The organism is Pseudomonas sp. H3_D04, from assembly GCF_054669175.1.
Genome location: NZ_CP162801.1, coordinates 4,072,821 through 4,094,186 on the forward strand (window position 1 = coordinate 4,072,821; position 21,366 = coordinate 4,094,186).

The 21,366-nt window shown below is 60.0% G+C and carries 13 protein-coding genes and 1 pseudogene; 9 read left to right on the top strand and 5 right to left on the bottom strand.

All coding sequences use genetic code 11. The features are described 5' to 3' along the window. Window positions 1–106 precede the first annotated feature (106 nt). On the bottom strand, window positions 107–922 hold the full coding sequence (locus AB4N91_RS18775; protein ID WP_010461962.1) for a UDP-2,3-diacylglucosamine diphosphatase: 816 nt from the start codon (window positions 920–922) through the stop codon (window positions 107–109). Between the two features lie 129 nt (window positions 923–1,051). Between AB4N91_RS18775 and AB4N91_RS18780 the strand changes: the two genes are divergently transcribed. Continuing rightward, window positions 1,052–1,816, top strand: a complete 765-nt coding sequence (locus AB4N91_RS18780; RefSeq protein WP_460111539.1) for a helix-turn-helix transcriptional regulator — start codon at window positions 1,052–1,054, stop codon at window positions 1,814–1,816. Window positions 1,817–1,888: 72 nt separating this feature from the next. Beyond that, the gene (locus tag AB4N91_RS18785; protein WP_460111541.1) at window positions 1,889–2,779 is read left to right on the top strand and encodes a DMT family transporter; all 891 of its coding nucleotides are present in this window, start codon (window positions 1,889–1,891) and stop codon (window positions 2,777–2,779) included. Here the strand turns inward: AB4N91_RS18785 and AB4N91_RS18790 are convergent. From AB4N91_RS18790 to recQ, 4 genes are all read right to left on the bottom strand, one after another. After that, window positions 2,773–3,060 carry an Rdx family protein gene (locus AB4N91_RS18790; RefSeq protein ID WP_010461968.1) on the bottom strand — a complete coding sequence of 96 codons (288 nt, stop codon included), beginning with the start codon at window positions 3,058–3,060 and terminating at the stop codon, window positions 2,773–2,775. The genes AB4N91_RS18785 and AB4N91_RS18790 overlap by 7 nt on opposite strands. A 45-nt stretch (window positions 3,061–3,105) precedes the next feature. After that, window positions 3,106–4,905, bottom strand: coding sequence for a FimV/HubP family polar landmark protein (locus AB4N91_RS18795; RefSeq protein ID WP_460111543.1), 1,800 nt, complete (start codon window positions 4,903–4,905; stop codon window positions 3,106–3,108). Between the two features lie 128 nt (window positions 4,906–5,033). Further along, the gene (locus AB4N91_RS18800; RefSeq protein ID WP_010461972.1) at window positions 5,034–5,468 is read right to left on the bottom strand and encodes a MarR family transcriptional regulator; all 435 of its coding nucleotides are present in this window, start codon (window positions 5,466–5,468) and stop codon (window positions 5,034–5,036) included. A gap of 120 nt (window positions 5,469–5,588) precedes the next feature. Continuing rightward, window positions 5,589–7,715: a DNA helicase RecQ gene (gene recQ, locus AB4N91_RS18805; RefSeq protein WP_010461973.1), complete on the bottom strand. Its 2,127-nt coding sequence runs from the start codon at window positions 7,713–7,715 to the stop codon at window positions 5,589–5,591. A 404-nt stretch (window positions 7,716–8,119) separates the two neighbouring features. Between recQ and AB4N91_RS18810 the strand changes: the two genes are divergently transcribed. The 7 genes and pseudogenes from AB4N91_RS18810 (at window position 8,120) to AB4N91_RS18840 (ending at window position 21,013) form a co-directional block, all read left to right on the top strand. Beyond that, window positions 8,120–8,707, top strand: a complete 588-nt coding sequence (locus tag AB4N91_RS18810; RefSeq protein ID WP_010461974.1) for a UPF0149 family protein — start codon at window positions 8,120–8,122, stop codon at window positions 8,705–8,707. 10 nt (window positions 8,708–8,717) lie between these two features. Then, window positions 8,718–9,113, top strand: a complete 396-nt coding sequence (locus AB4N91_RS18815) for a YbaN family protein (protein ID WP_042932301.1) — start codon at window positions 8,718–8,720, stop codon at window positions 9,111–9,113. 221 nt (window positions 9,114–9,334) lie between these two features. Beyond that, on the top strand, window positions 9,335–10,042 hold the full coding sequence (gene lapG, locus AB4N91_RS18820) for a cysteine protease LapG (RefSeq protein WP_010461977.1): 708 nt from the start codon (window positions 9,335–9,337) through the stop codon (window positions 10,040–10,042). Between the two features lie 22 nt (window positions 10,043–10,064). After that, window positions 10,065–12,005, top strand: a complete 1,941-nt coding sequence (lapD, locus tag AB4N91_RS18825) for a cyclic di-GMP receptor LapD (RefSeq protein ID WP_460111545.1) — start codon at window positions 10,065–10,067, stop codon at window positions 12,003–12,005. A 140-nt stretch (window positions 12,006–12,145) separates the two neighbouring features. Then, a complete protein-coding gene (locus AB4N91_RS18830) occupies window positions 12,146–15,403 on the top strand; it encodes an RCC1 domain-containing protein (RefSeq protein ID WP_460111546.1) in 3,258 nt (1,085 codons plus the stop codon). A gap of 21 nt (window positions 15,404–15,424) precedes the next feature. Next, window positions 15,425–15,511 (top strand): annotated as a pseudogene (locus tag AB4N91_RS18835) (DUF6124 family protein); the annotation flags it as partial. A gap of 252 nt (window positions 15,512–15,763) precedes the next feature. Further along, the gene (locus AB4N91_RS18840; protein WP_460111547.1) at window positions 15,764–21,013 is read left to right on the top strand and encodes an Ig-like domain-containing protein; all 5,250 of its coding nucleotides are present in this window, start codon (window positions 15,764–15,766) and stop codon (window positions 21,011–21,013) included. Window positions 21,014–21,366: the final 353 nt, after the last annotated feature.

Here is a 21,366-nt window from a genome sequence, read left to right on the forward strand (position 1 = left end):
GCGAGCAGGCTCGCTCCCACAGGTGTCAGAGTCCGTTCAGGTCAATACGGTCAAAATTGTGGGCGCGTGCCTGTTCGCGATGGGGCCAGTCCAGGCACGCTGACTTTTATGCCGGCTCTGCGATCTTCAAGGCTTTCAATTCGGCCTCCCGCGCCTGGGCATCCGCCAACCGGTACAACTCGATCGACCCGTCCCAATGCTCGATCAACGCCGTGCACGACTCCACCCAATCCCCGCAATTGAGGTAATCCACCCCGCCGACCTTGCGAATCTCGGCATGGTGAATGTGCCCGCACACCACCCCATGCAACTCGCGTTTGACGCACTCGTGGGCGATGGCTTCTTCAAAGTCGCTGATAAAACTGACTGCCGTTTTCACCTTGTGTTTGAGGTAGGCCGACAGCGACCAGTAGCCGTAGCCATAACGCGCGCGCCAGTGATTCAGCCAACGGTTGAGGGTCAGGGTGAATTCGTAGGCCGAGTCGCCGAGAAAGGCCAGCCAGCGGTGATACCGGGTAATCACGTCAAACTGGTCGCCGTGGATCACCAGAAGATGGCGGCCATCGGCGGTCACATGCACCGCTTCGTCCACCAGTTGGATGTTGCCCAGGATAAGCTTCGAATAGCGGCGCAGGAATTCGTCGTGATTGCCGGTGACATAGATCACCTCGGTGCCGCGCTTACTCATGGTCAGCAGGCGGCGAATCACGTTGGTGTGCGCCTGAGGCCAGTACATGCCGCCGCGCAGTTTCCAGCCATCGATGATGTCGCCGACCAGGTAGATCTTGTCCGCGTGGTAGCCCTTGAGAAACTGCGACAGGTGTTCGGCCTGGCAGTCCCGGGTGCCCAGATGCACGTCGGAAATCCACAAGGTCCGCACACGTTGCTTACGGCTGGGTTTGGCGAGCTCGGCGCTGGTCATTGGCAACCCTCAGGACAAGTTTTGGCAAGCTTGCGCGGTTCGGGTTAATGGCCCATGACAGCCGCGAGTCAATCCTGTGACAACACCCGGCCGGTGTAGACTGGCCGCATCTTGACCGGGAGACCTGCGATGAGACCGATCCTCACGCTGCGCCAATACACCAAGGACCTGATCGTCCACAGCCACGACCACGCACAACTGGTGTTCGGGTTGTCGGGTGCGCTGGACTTCGAGGTCGACGGGCATGGTAGCCAGGTGGTTCAGCAGAGTTTCGTGGTGGTGCCGTCGGGCTTTCATCACGCCTGCGGCAGCAGCAATGGCAGCCGCTGCCTGGTGCTGGATATACCGAGTGACCAATGGGTTTCGCAGTCCCTTGGCGATCACGCCGATGCCAGCCGCCGTTTACTCGACAACGCTGGGCGCCTGCCGCTGGATGCCGGGCAAAGCCATTTGGTGAGTTGGCTGGCGGGCAGCCAGGTCAGTGACCCGTTGATTGCCCAGCAAGGCGCGGTGCTGTTATTGGCCAGCCTCAATAACGCCAAGCCTGAAATCGTGGGCGGTCGCCGTCTGCCATATGCGGCGTTGAATGCGCATATCGATCAGTACGCGGCGTATCCATTGCAGGTCGCCGACCTGGCGCGCGTTGCCGGGCTGTCCAGCGCCCGATTGCATGCGCGGTTTGTCGCTGAGTGCGGGCAGACGCCGATGGATTACATCCGCAGCCGGCGGCTGCATAGTGCGGTAAGACTGCTGCGCGATTCGCCATTGCCCATCGGCGAGATTGCCAGTCGGGTCGGTTACAGTTCTCAGAGTGCCTTTGCCGCAGCGGTGTTGCGCGAGTTTAGTAAGACTCCGGGCGAACTGCGGCGCGAGGCTGGCGACAAAAGTCGATAGTCTGCCGACAGACTCAGCGAGTATGGCGCGGTTCAATGTCCCCCTCTGTTTGTCTTGTTGTTAAGGATCGCAATGACTCCCCGTACCGCCCTTGGCGCCCTGCATATCGGCGCATTGATGTTCGGCCTGACCGGTGTGTTCGGCAAACTCGCTGCCGCCTCGCCCGCGGTCATCGTGTTTGGTCGCGCGGCATTTGCGGTACTCGCCCTGGCGGTGTTCGCGCGGTTTGCCAGCAGGACGCGCTGGTACAAACTCGAAGCGCAGGACTGGCGCCGTCTGCTTCTCAGTGGCTTGCTGCTGGCCGGGCATTGGGTGAGTTTTTTCATTGCGGTTAAAGTCGCCGGAGTGGCGATAGCGACCCTGGGTTTCGCCAGCTTCCCGGCGTTTACCGTGATCCTCGAAGGGGTCATATTCCGGGAGCGGATCCGCGCCAATGAAATTCTGTTGGTGGTACTGGTGAGTGTCGGGCTGGTGCTGGTCACGCCGGACTTCGATCTGGCAAGTGGCGCCACCACGGGCCTGCTCTGGGCGATCGGTTCAGGCTTGCTGTTCGCCCTGCTGTCGCTGACCAACCGCGCCAGCTCCGGCAGAATCCCGCCGGTGCAGGCCGCGCTGTGTCAGAACGTGGTGGTCGCGCTGTGCCTTCTGCCGGTGGCGGTGCCGCAGTTGAGCGACGTCCGCGCCATCGACTGGCTGTGGATCGGTTTGCTCGGGGTGTTCTGCACCGGCGTCGCTCACAGTCTGTTCGTCGCCAGCCTGGCGGTGATCAAGGCGCGCACCGCCGCCGTGGTGTTCGCACTGGAACCGGTGTATGGCATCACCGTGGCCTGGTTGTTGTTCGATGAAAACCCGACGTTGCGCATGCTGCTTGGTGGCGCCTTGATCATCGTCGCGATTGTGGTCTCCAGCAGACTGTCCGGTTCAAGCAAAAAGACCGTGGCAGCCGAAGCCGCATCTCACTGAGTGCGGTCGTTGTGGCCGAGGTCGCGGTCCGGGTCGATCTGATCGCGGACCCGCTGCTTTAGCACCTTGGCTTCCGGGAAACCGCCGTCGGCCTTGCGCTCCCAGAGCTGCACCTCGTCACAAAAAATATGGAAAACCCCACCAGTGCCGGGCACCAGCGACACTTTGCCCAAGTCGTCGCCGAAGGTGCTCAGCAGCTCCTGGGCCAGCCAGGCCGCACGCAACAGCCATTGGCATTGCGTGCAGTAGGTGATGATGATTTCCGGTTTATGCGTGGTCATGACGGACAAGACTCCTGAGCCAGAGGGCGCCGCTATAGTAGTGGCTCAGCGGATCCCGGCCAACAGGCTCCGGGCGGTTTGCTTGAGCGGCTCATCGCCCTCCTTGAGCAGCTCGTTGAGCAGTTCGATGGCGCTGTCCAGGTCGCCATCATCGATGCAGGTCTGGGCTTGTTCCAGTTTACCGGCATTGGTCGGCTCGACAGGCTCCAAGGTCAGGGAGTCAAGCTCCAAGGACTGACCGGGATCGCTGAACTCGTCGAGAAAATCGTCGCTCAGCGCCTGTGAGTCCGGTTCGGCGACCCACTCAAGCTCTGGCTCATCCAGCGTCGGCTCTTCAGGCATCTCGAATACCTCGGGCAACACGTGCAGATTCGAGGTGAACGCCGGCTCTACGGCCTTGGGTGATTCGCCTGAAGGTTTAGCGTTGTCGAAAGGGCTGATCAGGTCCCAGCTGGAATCCATGGACAGGTCATCCAGATTCAACTGGAACTCGTCGGCAGGTGCCGCTTGCGCGGAAGTGATGCCTGCCACGGCTGCCGCTGGTGCCGCTGGTGCCGCTGGTGCCGCTGGTGCCGCTGGTGCCGCATTGCTCAGTTTCGGGTGGCGGGCGCGGATGTCCTCAAGCTTTTTTTCGTCGAACCCGCCGTCACGCAGGTTTTTTTCCTGTGCGTCATAGGCGGGAACATCCCCCTGTTTGCCGAGGATTTCCAGCAGTTGCACGCCCAGATCCGTGCGCTGCGGTTCCTTGACCAATGCTTCTCGCAACAACCCTGCGGCTTCGGAAAAACGGCCATACGCCAGGTAGATGCCGACCCCTTCGAGCACATCGCCTGTCGGCGTCTCTTCACGATGATCCGGAGCGGGTTTCAGCATGGGCTGTTGCACCGACGGGTGCGCCGCACGCTCAAGCCCCGGCTCCTGTTTCAAGGGTGAAACGGGCAAAACGGGCAAAACGGGCGAAGGCTCGGGTAACGCCTGAACCTGCTGGCGTTGACGTCGAACAAACAGCCCCAGCAATACCAGCGCGATCAGCGCCAGCAAGCCGATAATCAGCGGCCAATGGCTGGCTTCGGGCTCTTCAACAACGACGGGGGCAGGTGCCACCGCTACCGGAGTCACCGGCGGCGCCTGATTGACCTCCGACAGACGGGTTTGCAGTTCGCTCACCTGTTTCTTCTGGCCGGCGATCTGTTCATCCTGAGCCTGAAGCTTTGCATTCAACTCATCGATGGTTTTTTGCAGCTGCTGGTTTTGCAACACGCTGGCGGCCAGTTGTTCGGCGGCAGGATCGGTGGCAGGTTGCACGACGGCCGGCGCCGGTGCGGACTTCTTCGCCGCCGGTGCCGGCGCAGTGGCCGGTTTGACGCTCGGGAATGGAGAGTTCTGTGGGCTGGCGGCAGGTTCGTCTTCTGCCGGCACGATCCCCGGTGAACCCGGCGGATCGATCAGCACCGTGTACTCGCGCAGCAAGCGCCCATTGGGCTGATTGAGCTGCACCAGGAAATTCAGGAAAGGTTCGTTGACCGGTTTGTTGGAGGTCACCCGGATCAGGCTGCGATTGCCCCGCAGGACCGGCGTGAACTTCAGGTCGTTGAGGAAGAACACCCGATCGACGCCAGCGCGGGTGAATTCCTCCGCTGTCGCTAGGCTGATCGAGAGTTCGCCCTCCTCCAGCCCGCCGACATCGACCAGGCCAATGTCAGCGCGCAACGGCTGATTCAACGCGGAATGAAGGGTAATGTCGCCCAATCCCAGCGCAGGGGCCAATGCCGAGTAAGTGACAGCACCACCGACCAGAAGCAGCCTGGCGCAACACTTCAATACAACGTGCCAACTCTCGAGCATGAGCATCCCTTAGATAACCAGAACCAACCTGTACGCGTTCGCACATCCGGTACGAACACGATATTGCCTAGTAGTTCTTTATAGTCTGCCCAACGGGGTATCTCAAAAAGCTGGCGCGTGGTTATGCCTCAAGATTTTTCCAGGTTGGCCAGAATGTGCCCGTGGACCCGCATGCACACCTTCAAATCCGCCTCATCGACGCCGTCGAACAGTTCGCGGCGCAGTTGAGTGGCAATGGTTTCAATTTGTTCGATCAGAGGACGGGCCGGAGCACAGAGGACGATTTTTTTCGCCCGGCGGTCTTCCAGCACGGATTGGCGCTGGACCAGACCCTGGGTTTCCAGGCTGTCGAGCAACCGGGCCAGGGTCGGCCCTTCAACGCCGACGCTTTGCGCCAGTTCACGCTGGGTCGGTGCTTCTTCGAAGCGCGCCAGGTGCAGCAGCACCAGCCAGCGCGCCTGGGACAGACCCAGGCCAGCCAGACGGCGATCCAGTTCGGCACGCCAGCCGCGCGACATCTGGGCCAGTTGCATGCCAAAACGGTGTTGATCGGTTAACGGCATAAAAAACTCATGATTAGACTGAAAATAGAGAAAAACTAATTATTAGTCAGCTAAGCATGACCGTTGGCTTGAGGCAAGGTCTGGTCTGTAGTGAATCGTTACATCACTGTAACAGGTCATTTAAACCTCGAATTCGGATTGCAGCGCCGCCCGAACGCAGTACAAGACACCTTCCGGCACTCGCCCGGCGAACAGCGCGGCAATCTCCGACACTGGCGGCAACTCGCCCTCGCCATCGAGGAAGGCATCCTGAACTTCGCCCATCAATTCTTCGGGCAGGTCCAGCGCTTGTTCCAGCGACAACTGCTGCTTGCCGATGGCCTCGGCAAGCATGGTGTAGACATTCTTTTCCGAGCATTGCAGTTGGCCGGCGATCTGCAGCGGCGTCATGCCTGCGCGAGCGAGGGTGATCAACTCGTGGCGCACGTCGGCAACGACTTTCGGTGCCTCGACCTGACCGCCCAGCACTTCGAGGAAGGCTTCGCCGTAACGCTCGAGCTTGCGTGCGCCGACGCCGCTGACCGTGGCCATTTCCGCCAGAGAGGTTGGCTGGCTGCGGAGCATTTCCAACAGTGTCGAGTCGGGGAAGATGACATAAGGCGGCACGCCATGTTCCTCGGCGAGCTTGCGACGCAAGGCACGCAAGGCTTCCCACTGTTCGCGTTCTTCGCCACGAACCAGCTGACTCGCCTGGCTCTTGCTGCTTTTGGCGGTGGTCTGCGGCTTGAGGTCGCGGCGCAGTTCCAGGGTCACTTCGCCCTTGAGCAGCGGCCGGCACGTATCGCTCAGGCGCAGGCCGCCGTAGCCTTCGAGGTCAATGTCTGCCAGGCCACGGGCCACCAGCTGGCGGAACAGGGAGCGCCATTCGCTCTCGCCCATGGCCTTGCCAACGCCATACACCGACAGGTGTTGATGGCCGAAGCTGCGGATCTTTTCGTTGTCCTTGCCCAGCAGCACGTCCACCAGATGCCCGACGCCATAACGCTGGCCGGTGCGGTAGATTGCCGAGAGCGCCTGACGGGCCGGCTCGGTGGCGTCCCAAGTCTGCACGCCATCGACGCAGTTGTCGCAATGGCCGCACGGCTCGGGCATGTCTTCGTCGAAGTAGGCCAGCAAGGTTTGCCGACGGCAGCGGGTTTCTTCGCAGAGCGAGAGCATGGCGTCGAGCTTGTGTTGCTCCAGACGCTTGTGGCGCTCGTCGCCTTCGGAGTTTTGCAGCATCTGCTTGAGCATCACCACATCTTGCAGGCCGTAAGCCATCCAGGCATCCGCCGGCAGACCATCACGGCCGCCGCGACCGGTTTCCTGGTAGTACGCCTCAAGGGATTTCGGCAAATCGAGGTGGGCGACAAAGCGCACGTTGGGCTTGTCGATGCCCATGCCGAACGCCACGGTGGCGACCATGATCAGCCCTTCTTCGTTGAGGAAACGCTTCTGGTGATGGGCCCGGGTGTCGTTGGGCAAACCGGCGTGGTACGGCAGCGCCGGAAAACCTTGCTCGCTGAGGAACACTGCGACTTCGTCGACTTTCTTGCGCGACAGGCAATAGACGATACCGGCATCGCTGCGGCGCTCGGCAAGGAACGCCAGCAACTGCTTGCGCGGCTGCTCCTTGGGTACGATGCGGTAGAAAATGTTCGGACGGTCGAAGCTCGAGAGAAAGCGCTCGGCGTTCTGCAGATGCAAACGGTCGACGATTTCTTCGCGGGTGCGCTTGTCGGCCGTGGCCGTCAGGGCAATACGCGGGACGTTGGGGAACAGCTCCGCCAACTGGCCCAGTTGCAGGTATTCGCGACGGAAGTCATGGCCCCATTGGGACACGCAGTGTGCTTCGTCGATGGCGAACAGGGCGATTTCAAGGCTTTGCAGGAAAGCCAGCATGCGTGGCTGGACCAGACGCTCGGGCGCCAGGTACAGCATCTTCACTTCGCCGCGCTTGATCCGCGCGGCGAGATCACGCTGCTGCTCGGCGCTCAGGGTGGAGTTCAATGCAGCGGCGGCGACGCCGAGCTCTTCGAGGGTCGCGACCTGATCGTCCATCAGTGCGATCAACGGCGATACCACCACGGCCAGGCCTTCGCGCAGCAGCGCCGGCACCTGGAAGCACAAGGATTTGCCGCCACCGGTAGGCATCAGCACCAAGGCGTCACCGCCACTGGCCACGCGCTCAATGATTGCACCCTGGCGGCCACGGAAACTGTCGTAGCCGAAGATGTCCTTGAGGACGCGTTGAGCCTGTTCGAGCATAAAAACTCCAAAAATCACCGAAACATCCCTGCAAGGCTGGTTCAGAACCACGCAGGCTGCACTGACAAATCGTAAGTGCGCATTGCATGACGCTTCACATTTCAGCCGCGACGCCAGCAGGGCATCACAAAACGCGCGAGTATACCCGAGGCCTCCCTTGCAAAGGGCACCGCTGAGAAGAGGAACACAACGCAATTCCCTGTAGGAGCGAGCCTGCTCGCGAAGGCGGCGTCACATTCAATATCAATGTTGACTGAACCACCGCCATCGCGAGCAGGCTCACTCCTACAGGTATTGCGGTGGTCTGCGGGGTCAACGGGCTGCAAATATCCCGCGCGGCTGGCCTGAGCGCTCAAGAAGGCCTAGAATTCCCGCATCTGTTAATTCCCCAAGGTAGCCCTTTAATGTCCTTCGCTGAGCAACTAACCCGTTTGCAAGTCTTCCTCGACGCCGACGAACTGCACGACGAGGCGCTGGACTACGTGGCCGCCCACGGCTACCTCACTGCGCTGTCGATCTGTTCCGAAGAGGTTCCGGATCGTGAATGGATCGACGCCCTCTTCGCCGAAGAGCCGCATTACGCTGACGACACCGAGCGTGAAGCGATCGAATCCACCCTGCTGGCCCTCAAGGCTCACATCGCGCGCCAACTGGCCTCCGATGAAGAGTTCGAGCTGCCTTGCGACCTGGACCTGGGCGAAGAGCCGGACGATTCCGACCTGCGCGGCTGGTGCATCGGTTTCATGGAAGGCGTGTTCCTGCGCGAAGCGGCCTGGTTCGAAACCGCCGAAGACGAAGTCAGCGAAATGCTGCTTCCGATCATGGTCGGTTCGGGTCTGTTCGACGAACAGCCTGAGTTCGAAGACATCGCCAAAGACGCCAATCTGATGGACGACATGATCGTGCAGATCCCGGAAGCCCTGACCGCGCTGTACCTGCTGTGCCAGGCGCCAGACGAAAAACCGGCGATCCTCAAGCCACGTCACCACTAAGGTTTTGCCTATGGACAACCCCATAGGCAACCGCTCCCTGATGTTGCGTTACGTGCTGCTAGCCATCGGCTGGCTGAGCGTAGCGCTGGGGGTGATCGGGATTTTCCTGCCGGTGTTGCCCACCACGCCCTTCCTGCTGCTGGCGGCCGCCTGTTTCGCCCGCAGTTCGCCACGTTTCTATCAATGGCTGGTGGGGCATCCACGGCTTGGCCCGTGGATTCGCGACTACCTTGACGGCAACGGCATCCCGCTCAAGGGCAAGGTCTACGCCATCGGCCTGATGTGGGTGAGCATCCTGTTCTCCTGCTACCTGGTTCCCCTGCCGTGGGCGCGAGGGGCCATGCTGACCAGCGCGGTGCTGGTGACGATCTACATCCTCAAACAGAAAACCCTGCAAAAGCCCTGAGCTTCTGTGGCAAGGGAGCTTGCTCCCGCTGGGTTGCGAAGCATCCCCAGAACCTCCCCCCAATTCTCCTGACAGACCTCATTGATTGATTTGGCGACTGCTTCGCAGCCGAACGGGAGCAAGCGCCCTCGCCACAGGGTCCATCTGCCGACCCGACGATTAGTCCTGTCTTTTAAAGAACACCGCCTAGACTTCAGTCATCTGCACCCGAGCAGCCAGACATGTCCCGTCGATGGCGTAGTCCAGGAAGGTCAACGCTCCGACTTCGGCTCGGCGGATGGCTGCTGCTGGCCAGTTTTCTGCTGACCGGGCTCGGCAGCGTGTGGGCCAACTGGAACTTTACGCAGATCCTGCAAATCGCCGAAAAGCGCTACGGTCCGCTCGGCCCCGCCCAAGGAAGAATCGAGGCTTGGAGTCAAATGCTCAAAAGCGAACTCAACCAACCCGAGCGCGAACAACTGGACGCGGTCAATCGCTTCTTCAATCAACAGCTGAATTTTCAGGACGACACGCGCATCTGGCGCCAGACCGATTACTGGGCCACGCCGGAAGAATCCTTGATCAAGGGCGCCGCCGACTGCGAAGACTACGCCCTGGCGAAATATTTCAGCCTGCGCCAACTCGGGATTCCCAGCGAGAAACTGCGCATTACCTACGTCAAGGCACTGTCCCAAAACCAGGCGCACATGGTGCTGACCTTCTACAGCAGCCCCACGGCCGAGCCGCTGGTGCTCGACAACCTGATCGGCGAGATCCGCCCCGCCTCCCAACGCAAAGACCTGTTGCCGGTGTACGCCTTCAATGCCGAAGGCCTGTACTTGCCGGGGGCCAATGGCGGCAAACGCAGCAGCGACTCGAAGAAGTTGTCGCGTTGGCAAGACGTGTTGAAAAAGATGCAAGCCGAAGGGTTCGCCGTGGGCGAAGGCTAGCCGCCATCGCAAGGAGCGTTTTATGTCGCTGCGCAAACAGTTGTTTCTCGCCATTTGCCTGTTCTTGCTGGTGGCCTTCAGTGGCAGTTTTTTTGTCAGCCTGGAAAGCTCCCGCGAACAGATGATCGGCCAGTTGCGCTCCCACGCCCAGGACGCTGCCACCGCCTTGGGTTTATCGTTGACCGCGCAGATCGACGACCCGGCGATGACCGAATTGATGGTCAGCTCGATTTTCGACAGCGGCTATTTCCGCAGCATCCGCGTCGTCAATATCGTCGATGGACAAGTGCTGGTGGAGCGCAGCGCACCGGCGCAGATCGAAGGCGTGCCCGGCTGGTTTGTGAGCCTGGTCAACCTGCGCCCGGAAGGTGGCGATGCCCTAGTCATGCGTGGCTGGGAACAGGTGGCGCGGGTCGAAGTGCTGAGCAATCCGCAGTTCGCCCTGGCCAAACTCTGGGACAGCACCCTCGGCAGCCTGATCTGGCTGTTGGTCTGCGGATTGCTCAGCGCCGTATTCGGTGGATGGTTGTTACGCCGGCAATTGCGCCCGCTCGACAAAATGGTCAGGCAGGCCGAAGCCATCAGCAAACGCGAGTTCCTCAGCCTGCCCAAATTGCCACGCACACCTGAACTGAGGCGTGTGGTGCTGGCCATGAACCAGATGGTCGAAAAGCTCAAGGCGCTGTTTTCCGAAGAAGCCACGCGCAGCGAAAAACTGCGCGCCGAGTCTTATCAGGACAGCCTCACCGGCCTGGCCAATCGACGCTTGCTGGATGAACAACTGGCCGACCATTTATTGGTTTCCGAGCAAAGCAGTGACGGCCATTTACTGATGCTGCGGATCAACGACCTGATCGGCCTCAACCAGCGCCTGGGCGGACTGCGCACCGACGGGCTGATCAGCGCCGTCGGCGAATTGCTCAAGCGTCTGACGCAGCTGCCTGAACGCCGTACCTGGCTGGCGGCGCGCAATCGTGGTGGTGAGTTCAGCCTGCTGACCCCCGGCCTGGACAGTACCGAAGCCGCCCGACTCGCCTCGGAAATCAGCGCCACCCTGGAAAATCTGCGCCTGACCGGTGCCAGCGATTGCATGCCCGTGGCGCATTTGGGCGTGGTCGCTTATCAGCCCGGCGAACCGGCCAGCGACGTCCTGCTGCGCCTCGATCAAGCGCTGGCCCAGGCCCAGCAACATCCCGAACGGCCGTGGGTGCATCTGGCCCGCTCCGATACCGCGACGAACCACACCCAACACGACTGGCGCACCTGGATCGACGACGCCCTCACCGAGGGCAAAATGCAGCTGTATTTCCAACCCGTGGTGCAATGCGCCGACACCAGCCAGGTGCTGCACCACAAAGTCCTCGCGCGCCTGCTCGACCCGCAAGGCGAGGCCATCGCCGCCGGGCATTTCCTGCCGTGGATCGAGCGTCTCGGCTGGACCGCGCGGTTCGACCTGGCGATGCTCGAAGCCACCCTCGACTACCTCATCGTCAACCGCTGGCCCTTGGCGTTGAGCCTCTCCGGCAGCACCTTGCGCGACCCGGCGCAACTGCGACAAATCATCGACATGCTCGAGTCACTGCCCGATCTGGCACCTCTGCTGACCCTGGAAATCGACGAACGCCAACTGCCGCCCCCCGATGAACTGCAACGCCTGAGCCACAGCCTGCTCGACACCGGTTATCGCATCGGCTTACAGCACTTTGGCGGCAGCTTCAGCCAGATCGGCAACCTGACGCAGCTTGGGTTGGCGTACTTGAAAATCGATGGGGCGTACATCCGCCACATCGATGAGCAGAGTGACAAGCGGCTGTTTATTGATGCGATCTACCGGGCGACCAACAGCATTGATTTGCCGTTGATTGCGGAGATGGTCGAGACCAAAGGCGAGCTCGAGGTGATTCGGGCGTTGGGGTTGTTCGGGGTCATGGGACGGTTGATCGGGCCGCCGGAGCCGATGTAGGCCGGTGAACACCAATCCTGCTAATGCATTACCGCTTATCGGAAACAGGGACTTACCTGTTATTTCTGACAGTAGCCAACCGCACGGTCTAACACCTTAAATAACTCCGTCGCCCAGCCCCCCTCGACAGGAGTCTCCCCATGCTCGTGCAACCCGTCCGTCACCCCGTTTCCAGGCTGCTGCGTGAACCAGAAATCCCCGGCGCCCGTCTACTGGACTCTTCCACTGACGTCTGGGCAATCAACCGCGCCGCGGCCCTGGACAACTTCCCCATCAACGGGCTCAAAGTCTACGTCCCGGCCTGGTCAAGCATGGGCAAAGGCGACAAGGTCGAGCTGCTGTTCAACGGCCAGGTGGTCAATCAGCACATCATCACCGACGACGCCGAAGTCGGTCAGCGAGTGACCTTGTGGGTCGAGCCCAGGCATTGGCTGACCGGGGCGCACACGCTGGCGTACCGGGTGACCCGTTTCAATCAGGGCGCCGAGACGTTTACGCCGGCGCTCAAGCTCTACGCCAAGCTGGAGATTCCTGCGGGCCAGGACCTTAACCCGGAAGAAGGCAGCCACTCGAACCTGTACCTGTTCATCGATCCGGCCATCGTCGAGAACATCGTCGACAAGGAGATCGCCGCGGCCGGGGTGGACATCATCGTTCGGGCCGAGTCCGGGACCGGCGTGCCTTATCCGGATGCGGCGGTGGGCGATGTCATGGTGCTGAGCTGGGGCGGTGTGCTCGTGGAATCCGCGCCGCTGACTGCCGAGCAGATCAGCGACCCGGCCACTCACCCGATCGTGATCCACGTCGACGAAGCCACCATCCTGGCCGCGGGCGACACCGACATCTCCGGGCTGGCGGTCACCTTCCGCGTGCGCGATGTGGTGCACAATTTTTCGGAAGACTGGTGCAAGGCCACGCGGCTGGTGGTCATGACCGGCACCGATCTGCTCGATGCGCCGATCGTCAAGGAGGCGAAGAACAACATCCTTGACCTTGATGCGCTGGAGGACAAAAACATCACGGCTCAGGTCTGGGCCAAAGGGCCGGCGTTCGAGCAGGACGACCGCATCATCCTGAAGATGCGCGGCACCACCGTGGACAACGAGGCCGTGGAAGTCAACACGCCGGCCCAGACGGTCAACAACCTGCCGCATACCTATGAATTCGAACTGTCCAACGCCGACGTGCGTCAACTGGCCAAAACCCAGGTGACTTTTTCCTATCGCGTAGAGCGCCCGGGCGTGACCGACCCCCTGCCGTCCAAGGGGCAATTTGTCACCTTCATCGGCGAACCGAAACACCTGGCCGCGCCCAAGGCCGAAGATGAACAAAACGGCGCGATTGATCCGGACCTGCCTCACCCTCGCGTGCGGATTCCGTTCGATCCGATCATGCAGCAGGGCATGGCCATCGAGCTGATCTGGTTCGGCACCCGCCCGGATAGCAGCAGTTATACCCCGGAGCTGGATTGGTATTTTCCAAGTAGGGACGAGATCGAGGCCGAGAACGATTTTTTCATCACGGTGGAGAGCCAGCACCTGAAAACCCTGGAAGGCGGCACGCTGGAGCTGTGGTACCACCTGCTCAGCGAAGACCAGAACGGCGACCGAGTCCGCCGCGAATCCTTGCATGCGGCGCTGCTGCGGGTGGGCGAGCCGCAACTCGAACTGGTCAAACCCATCGTCCTCGGTGAACAGGACGGAGCGCTGGAGCCCGGGGACCTGCCCGGCGGCATCGGCAAACTGACCGCACCAAGGCCGACCGTCAAGCCGACCGAGTCGGGCGACATCGTGACCTACACCTGGACGGGTGAAGTCACGGGTACCACGGAAGACTCCGTCACCCTCAACGGGCTGTCCAAGGACAAGGATGTGAATTTCACCCTCAACGCCACGTTTGTCGCCGAACACATCGAGCCGAATCGCGGCAAGAAGGTGACGGTGAGTTACCGGATCTGGCGGGCGGCGACGAACGAGACGAGTTATTCGAATGTGCTGGAATTTGGGGTTGGCCAGGCGATTGGCTCAGGCAACCTGAAAGTCATGGGGGCGCGCTTCAATTGCCATACGTATGGGCATATCGGCGCTTCTCGTGTATTGAGCGCGTTCGATGCCACGACCGAGCAACCCATAGAGGCGCAGTGGAAATATGCCACAGACACTGAGTGGACAACTGCCACCACCTGGACCGATACAACGCCACAGGAATCTTTACAGGTTCGTTCCTCCGACAAACAGATCACCCTCAATCCGGCAAATATTATCGGCAACGGACACTCCTTCGTCGCGCATCGTGACGGGGGTGACGTGATCGCTTGGGGCAACGCTGATAACGGTGGGAAGATTCCTCCGGCCATTATCCCCCTGAAAGACATCGTTGAAGTCAGTAGCACTTACACCGCTTACGCTGCCCGCCGAACCCATGGCGCGGTGGTGGTGTGGGGGGCCGCGTATAGTGGTGGGGACATGGGCAGTGTTGTTCCTTCGGACTTTGTTCGGGTTGTTGGTAACATGGCGACGTTTGCCGGTCTAAAGAATGCGAGTCAGGTGGTTGCCTGGGGGCATGAGATTGGGGGCGGCACTGTGCCTACTGCAATCGCGGAACTCAGGGACATTGTGCGGATCGTTGTCAGTGGCTTCGCATTTGCCGCGCAACGGGCCACCGGGCAGGTGGTGGCTTGGGGGGATCCCCGTCTAGGGGGAAATCTGCCGACGGACATTGCCCTGCTCACCGATATCAAAATGATCCTCGGTGCCCAGCAGGCCTTTGCAGCCCTTCGCGCCAACGGCCGTCTCGTCGCTTGGGGCAGGGGCGAGGCTGGTGGAGACCTGCCAGCACCGATTGCTGCATTGAACGATATCATCGAGCTGCGTTGTAATTCTGACGCGTTTATAGCGAAGCGCGCTACAGGCCAATGGGTGGCTTGGGGCCAACAATTTGCTGGTGGCACTATCAGCCCAGAGTTCGCGGAATTGAAGGATATTGTCGACGTGAGCTCCACATCGGCAGCATTCGCTGCTCGTCGTGCCAACGGCCATGTAGTGGCGTGGGGAAGCCCGATAATGGGCGGCGTGGTGCCTGCCGACATCGCGCTGCTGAACGACATTGTGCAGGTGGCCGGCACGGGGGAAGCGTTCGCAGCCTTGCGTAAGAATGGTACCGTCGTAGCTTGGGGCAACCAGCGTATGGGTGGGGATACGTCAGCGGTTGAGGACCAACTGATCAATGTACAAGCCCTATACGCCAGCTACGAGGCGTTCGCCGCCCTGACCTCCGATGGTCGCGTTGTAACCTGGGGTAACCGGGGAAAAGGAGGCGACAGCAGTGCAGTGCAAGACCAGTTGGTCGGTCAGGTTTCCTATCAGGTAAGTGCAGTTTCGCGTGGGGTGAGTGTTTAAGGGACGGATCGATTGACTACGCATCGCAACACTGAACTGGGGATTGAGCCAGTGGTGATGCTGGGCGAGCTGGCAGTGAATCGGATGCTGGATAACCTTGATCCGAAGTCATCACTGGTCAGTCATACCGTGTCATCGTTCTTCGCGAGCAGGCCCGCTCCCACATTGGGTCTGGGTCGATCACGGAGGTGCATGGAACAAGAAACGGCCTACCCAGGCCGTTTTTTTTCGCCTACCGTTTGTCTAAAACCCCCGCCCACCTGTTAGTTCTGACAGTAGTCAGCGCGCCTTTCATCGTGCCCAATCTACCCGTCAATATCCCCTCCCCCACAGTGGCGTACCTTCGCCAAGGAGTTTTTGATGGCCGCTTCTGGTTTATTCCTGTTTCGCCCTTCAAGGTTGGTCGTCGCCCCGCTGCAGCACCGGCCATTGATGATTGCCGGCGCGGTCGAGCCGATTGTCGACGGTGACGCGGGTATCAACATCAGTGTGGTGGAGAGCCATCCGGAGGGGGTGTTGTGCGCTATCAATAAATACAGCCCTCCAGTGCTGGCGGGCGATCAGATTGATGTGTATTGGGACGGTGACAAGATCTTCCACAAGGAACTCCAGCCAGAAGAAGTCGACGGTGATTTCCTGTTCTTTTTCCTGCCCGTCGCCCCCATGGTTCCCGGTTGGGTGGAAACGGTTTACTACGTGCTCACGCGCAAGGACGAAACAGTGCCGGACGACCCGTCAGCTGGGTTGCGGGTGCTGGTGAAGCTCGACAGGCCGGGGGGGCGCGACAAGGAACCTCATCTGCCAGGCCATTCCGAACTGCATAAACCGCAACTCCCCCAAGACGTCATTGACAATGGTATCGATGCGGAGTGGGCCGCCAGCGGTGTCCCTGTCACGATCCCCTTCTACCTTGGAATTTTCCCTTACGACGTGGTGAATCTGCACTGGGGCAGCGTTCGAATCCCTCATACCGTCACCCCCGATCAGGCCAATCGCGAAACCCCCATCATCATCACGGTGGATCAGGACGCCATTCTCGCCGGCGGTGACAGCGCGGCGTTGCCGGTTCGCTACTTTCCGCACGACCCGGTGTGGAACTGGGCCGAGAAGCACTCCATAAGCACGACGGTTCTGGTCGATGCCGGTGCCTGGCGCCTGGAATCACCGATCATCAATGAAGCCGTGAACGGGATCATCACCCTCAAGGATCTGAACAACGAAGACGTCACCGTTCTGGTCAAGATTGCTGGCGACGATTTTGCGATCGGCGATACGGTGAAGCTGACCTGGATCGGCACGCCTGCTGTCGGCAAACCGTTGATCCATACGCAATCGCGAACCGTGGACAACATCCCGCACCACCTCGAATTCAAGGTGCCCTACGCCGAGGTCCGCGCAATCGCCATGGGGTCGGCCGACGCCTCGTATGTGTTGACCAAACTGGATAACTCGCCGCCCCTGTCGTCCAAGCGCGCATTCGCCGATGTCGTTGGGGATGTGGCAATCATCCCGGCGCCCATCGTTGAGCAAGCGGTGGGCGGCACGCTTGAACCGGACAACGAATATGCAACGGTGCGTGTCAGCTATCCCGGCATGGCCAGCGGCGATTCCCTCAACCTGATCTGGCTGGGTACCCAAGCCAACGGTCAGTCGTATTTGCACGAAGAGCCACACACTGTCAGCGCCGGAGAGGCCGCCGACAAGCTAGTGACCTTCCACATCGACAGTCAGCACATTGTCGTGCTGGACAAGGGTTCGCTGGACCTGTCCTACCGCATCACCAACGACGCCGTAGCGCTGTATGGCATCAGTGAATCGGAACGCTTGCTGCTCAAGGTCGAACAATTGCGCACCACACTGCCGGTGCCCGTGGTGCTGGAAGCCGACCCACCGGATGTGCTCGACCCCTCGAAGGTTTTCCATAACGTGAATGTCAGGGTCAACTACCTCGGCACGCTCCCGGGCGACATTCTGACCTGTCACTGGAGCGGCAACGGTCCTTTTGGCAGCACAACCAACTGGGTGCCGATCACCACCGTGACCGCCGGAAAACCCGTGACGTTCAGAGTGGCGGAGGAGTTCGTCGCGGCCAACATCGGCAAGTACGTCAAGGTACGTTACACGGTGAAGCATGCGACTACGGGGTTGTGGAGTTATTCGGTTACGTTGAATTTGCTGGTCGCAGCATGGATTGCACCGACACTGGACACAGTCACCGACTCCAAAGGCCCGGTCCCCCAGGGCGGCATCACCTTTGACCGATCAGTAACCGTCACTGGCACGGCCAGCCCCAATCAGAAAGTGCGCTTGCTCGATGGCACCACCGCGCTGGGTGAACCCACCGCCAATGGTTCGGGAACCTGGACTCAGGTGGTAAGTGCATTGACCGTCAAGGCTTACAGCCTCAAGGCACTGGCGCTGTATGGCGAGGGCGAAGCATCCACCCCGTTGCGCACGTTTACCGTGGCGGTGGCGGTCAAGCCAACCATTGACTCGGTCACCGATTCCAAAGGCCCGGTCGCCCAGGGCGGCATCACCTTTGACCGATCAGTAACCGTCACTGGCAAGGCCAGCCCCAACCAGAAAGTCCGCTTGCTCGATGGCACCGCTTCTCTGGGGGAACCTACCGCCAATGGTTCGGGCGTCTGGACTCAGGTGGTAAGTGCATTGACCGTCAAGGCTTACAGCCTCAAGGCACTGGCGCTGTATGGCGAGGGCGAAGCATCCACCCCGTTGCGCACGTTTACCGTGGCGGTGGCGGTCAAACCAACCATTGACTCGGTCACCGATTCCAAAGGCCCGGTCCCCCAGGGCGGCATCACCTTTGACCGATCAGTAACCGTCACTGGCAAGGCCAGTCCCAATCAGAAAGTCCGCTTGCTCGATGGCACTACTTCACTGGGGGAACCTACCGCCAATGGCAGCGGCACCTGGACTCAGGTGGTAAGTGCATTGACCGTCAAGGCTTACAGCCTCAAGGCACTGGCGCTGTATGGCGAGGGCGAAGCATCCACCCCGTTGCGCACGTTTACCGTGGCGGTGGCGGTCAAGCCAACCATTGACTCGGTCACCGATTCCAAAGGCCCGGTCGCCCAGGGTGGCATCACCTTTGACCGATCAGTAACCGTCACTGGCAAGGCCAGCCCAAATCAGAAAGTCCGCTTGCTCGATGGCACCACCGCGTTGGGTGAACCCACCGCCAATGGCAGCGGCACCTGGACTCAGGTGGTAAATGCATTGACCGTCAAGGCTTACAGCCTCAAGGCTTTGGCGCTGTATGGCGAGGGCGAAGCATCCACCCCGTTGCGCACGTTTACCGTGGCGGTGGCGGTCAAGCCAACCATTGACTCGGTCACCGATTCCAAAGGCCCGGTCGCCCAGGGTGGCATCACCTTTGACCGATCAGTAACCGTCACTGGCACGGCCAGTCCCAATCAGAAAGTCCGCTTGCTTGATGGCACCACTTCACTGGGGGAACCTACCGCCAATGGCAGCGGCACCTGGACTCAGGTGGTAAGTGCATTGACCGTCAAGGCTTACAGCCTCAAGGCGCTGGCGCTGTATGGCGAGGGCGAAGCATCCACCCCGTTGCGCACGTTTACCGTGGCGGTGGCGGTCAAGCCAACCATTGACTCGGTCACCGATTCCAAAGGCCCGGTCGCCCAGGGTGGCATCACCTTTGACCGATCAGTAACCGTCACTGGCACGGCCAGTCCCAATCAGAAAGTCCGCTTGCTTGATGGCACCACTTCACTGGGGGAACCTACCGCCAATGGCAGCGGCACCTGGACTCAGGTGGTAAGTGCATTGACCGTCAAGGCTTACAGCCTCAAGGCGCTGGCGCTGTATGGCGAGGGCGAAGCATCCACCCCGTTGCGCACGTTTACCGTGGCGGTGGCGGTCAAGCCAACCATTGACTCGGTCACCGATTCCAAAGGCCCGGTCGCCCAGGGCGGCATCACCTTTGACCGATCAGTAACCGTCACTGGCAAGGCCAGTCCCAATCAGAAAGTCCGCTTGCTTGATGGCACCACTTCACTGGGGGAGCCTACCACCAATGGTTCGGGCATCTGGACTCAGGTCGTGAATGCAATGACCGTCAAGGCTTACAGCCTCAAGGCTTTGGCGCTGTATGGCGAAGGCGAAGAGTCCGCTCCACCGTTCACGTTTACCGTGGCGGCGGCGCTCAAACCGGCCATTGACTCGGTCACCGATTCCAAAGGTCCGGTCGCCCAGGGCGGCATCACCTTTGACCGGTCGGTGACCGTCACTGGCAAGGCCAGTCCCAACCAGAAAGTCCGCTTGCTCGATGGCACTACTTCACTGGGGGAACCTACCGCCAATGGCAGCGGCATCTGGACTCAGGTGGTAAGTGCATTGACCGTCAAGGCTTACAGCCTCAAGGCGCTGGCGCTGTATGGAGAAGGCGAAGAGTCCGCTCCACCGTTCACGTTTACCGTGACGGCGGCGCTCAAACCGGCCATTGACTCGGTCACCGATTCCAAAGGCCCGGTCGCCCAGGGTGGCATCACCTTCGACCGGTCGGTGACCGTCACTGGCAAGGCCAGTCCCAACCAGAAAGTCCGCTTGCTTGATGGCACCACGTCACTGGGGGAACCTACCGCCAATGGTTCGGGTGTCTGGACTCAGGTGGTAAGTGCATTGACCGTCAAGGCTTACAGCCTCAAGGCGCTGGCGCTGTATGGCGAAGGCGAAGAGTCCGCTCCACCGTTCACGTTTACCGTGGCGGTGGAGGTCAAACCGACCATTGATTCAGTCAAAGGCTCGCCAAGCGGGGTCGAAATTCCCAATGGCGGTACAACATTGGAGACCAGTGTGTCGCTGACCGGCACGGCCAGCAAAGGTCAGAAGGTCCAGGTACTCGACGGCACCATATCGAAGGGGGAGCCCACCGCCAGTACAACGACGGGAATCTGGTACTTGCTGGTGACAGGGTTGAGTGTGGCGTCTCACAGCTTCACCGCTAAAGCGTTGTATGGCAGTGGACAGTCCTCCACGCCAGCGCGTAGCCTCACAGTAGCAACACCATTAACAATTAATACTAGTCAGATGAACCTAAATGGGCTCTCAGTAAAAATCCCAAATTGGCCGAAAACTGGACAAGATTCTGTTGGCAATACTGATGTTCGCCTGGCTCAAGGTGGAAAGACTCCCTATTATTATTATTCAAGTAATGAGGCCGTTGCCTCCGTGACACAAACGGGCAAAGTCACTGGCAACAGTATCGGCAATGCCACAATTTTCGTTCGAGACGCATCGCTTCAATTGGTAAGTTATCCAATATCAGTGAGAAACATATATCAACTGCGATCTAATGATTCATATTTAACGCACGCTCAGGCCGTTTCCTGGATGAGCTCCTTCGGCAATGCATTGCCGGCTGGCCAAGCCCTCAATGACATGCAACGAGTGTATGGCCAAAAATTACCTACCGCCCGAAATTATTGGCTTTGTGAAGTGGGTGGATGCCTTCCGGTTCAGGGTTATCAAACATACGCTTTCTACAATATAGATCATATGGATCAACGTTGCGCATCCGACGTCGACCAACGCTGGCGATTCGGGGCATGGTGTATTCAACCTTTATAGTCTTATAAACCTGACGAGTACAAAAGCGCACCTCATTAACTTCTTCCATCATGGGAGAGCGAATAAGGTTTTGAATGTGATAAGCGAAGGGGAAATATTTATTTCCACAATCGTGATTAAAGACTAGTTAAAGCGCCGAATCTATTTACGCGCCTTCACCTGCATGACTGATGTGAACTTAACCAGGATCAGGCGCGACTGGTCCTGATGAACGCTGTGTCGGGTCACCGCCGTTTCCGGAGTCACCACTCGACTCGAACCATCGGGCGGCGCTTCTCGGGGTGTGGCATGACAAGGTGCGCAGTTACGATGGAAGCTGGTGCGGGGCGGGCAGTCGATTACCCTGGCGCTAC

Coding starts and splice junctions, on each gene's coding strand:
- recQ (WP_010461973.1), bottom strand. CDS start 7,715: ATGCTCGAACAGGCTCAACGCGTCCTCAAGGACATCTTCGGCTACGAC.
- lapG (WP_010461977.1), top strand. CDS start 9,335: ATGTCCCGTCGATGGCGTAGTCCAGGAAGGTCAACGCTCCGACTTCGG.
- AB4N91_RS18795 (WP_460111543.1), bottom strand. CDS start 4,905: ATGCTCGAGAGTTGGCACGTTGTATTGAAGTGTTGCGCCAGGCTGCTT.
- AB4N91_RS18775 (WP_010461962.1), bottom strand. CDS start 922: ATGACCAGCGCCGAGCTCGCCAAACCCAGCCGTAAGCAACGTGTGCGG.
- AB4N91_RS18800 (WP_010461972.1), bottom strand. CDS start 5,468: ATGCCGTTAACCGATCAACACCGTTTTGGCATGCAACTGGCCCAGATG.
- AB4N91_RS18780 (WP_460111539.1), top strand. CDS start 1,052: ATGAGACCGATCCTCACGCTGCGCCAATACACCAAGGACCTGATCGTC.
- AB4N91_RS18815 (WP_042932301.1), top strand. CDS start 8,718: ATGGACAACCCCATAGGCAACCGCTCCCTGATGTTGCGTTACGTGCTG.
- lapD (WP_460111545.1), top strand. CDS start 10,065: ATGTCGCTGCGCAAACAGTTGTTTCTCGCCATTTGCCTGTTCTTGCTG.
- AB4N91_RS18790 (WP_010461968.1), bottom strand. CDS start 3,060: ATGACCACGCATAAACCGGAAATCATCATCACCTACTGCACGCAATGC.
- AB4N91_RS18810 (WP_010461974.1), top strand. CDS start 8,120: ATGTCCTTCGCTGAGCAACTAACCCGTTTGCAAGTCTTCCTCGACGCC.
- AB4N91_RS18785 (WP_460111541.1), top strand. CDS start 1,889: ATGACTCCCCGTACCGCCCTTGGCGCCCTGCATATCGGCGCATTGATG.
- AB4N91_RS18840 (WP_460111547.1), top strand. CDS start 15,764: ATGGCCGCTTCTGGTTTATTCCTGTTTCGCCCTTCAAGGTTGGTCGTC.
- AB4N91_RS18830 (WP_460111546.1), top strand. CDS start 12,146: ATGCTCGTGCAACCCGTCCGTCACCCCGTTTCCAGGCTGCTGCGTGAA.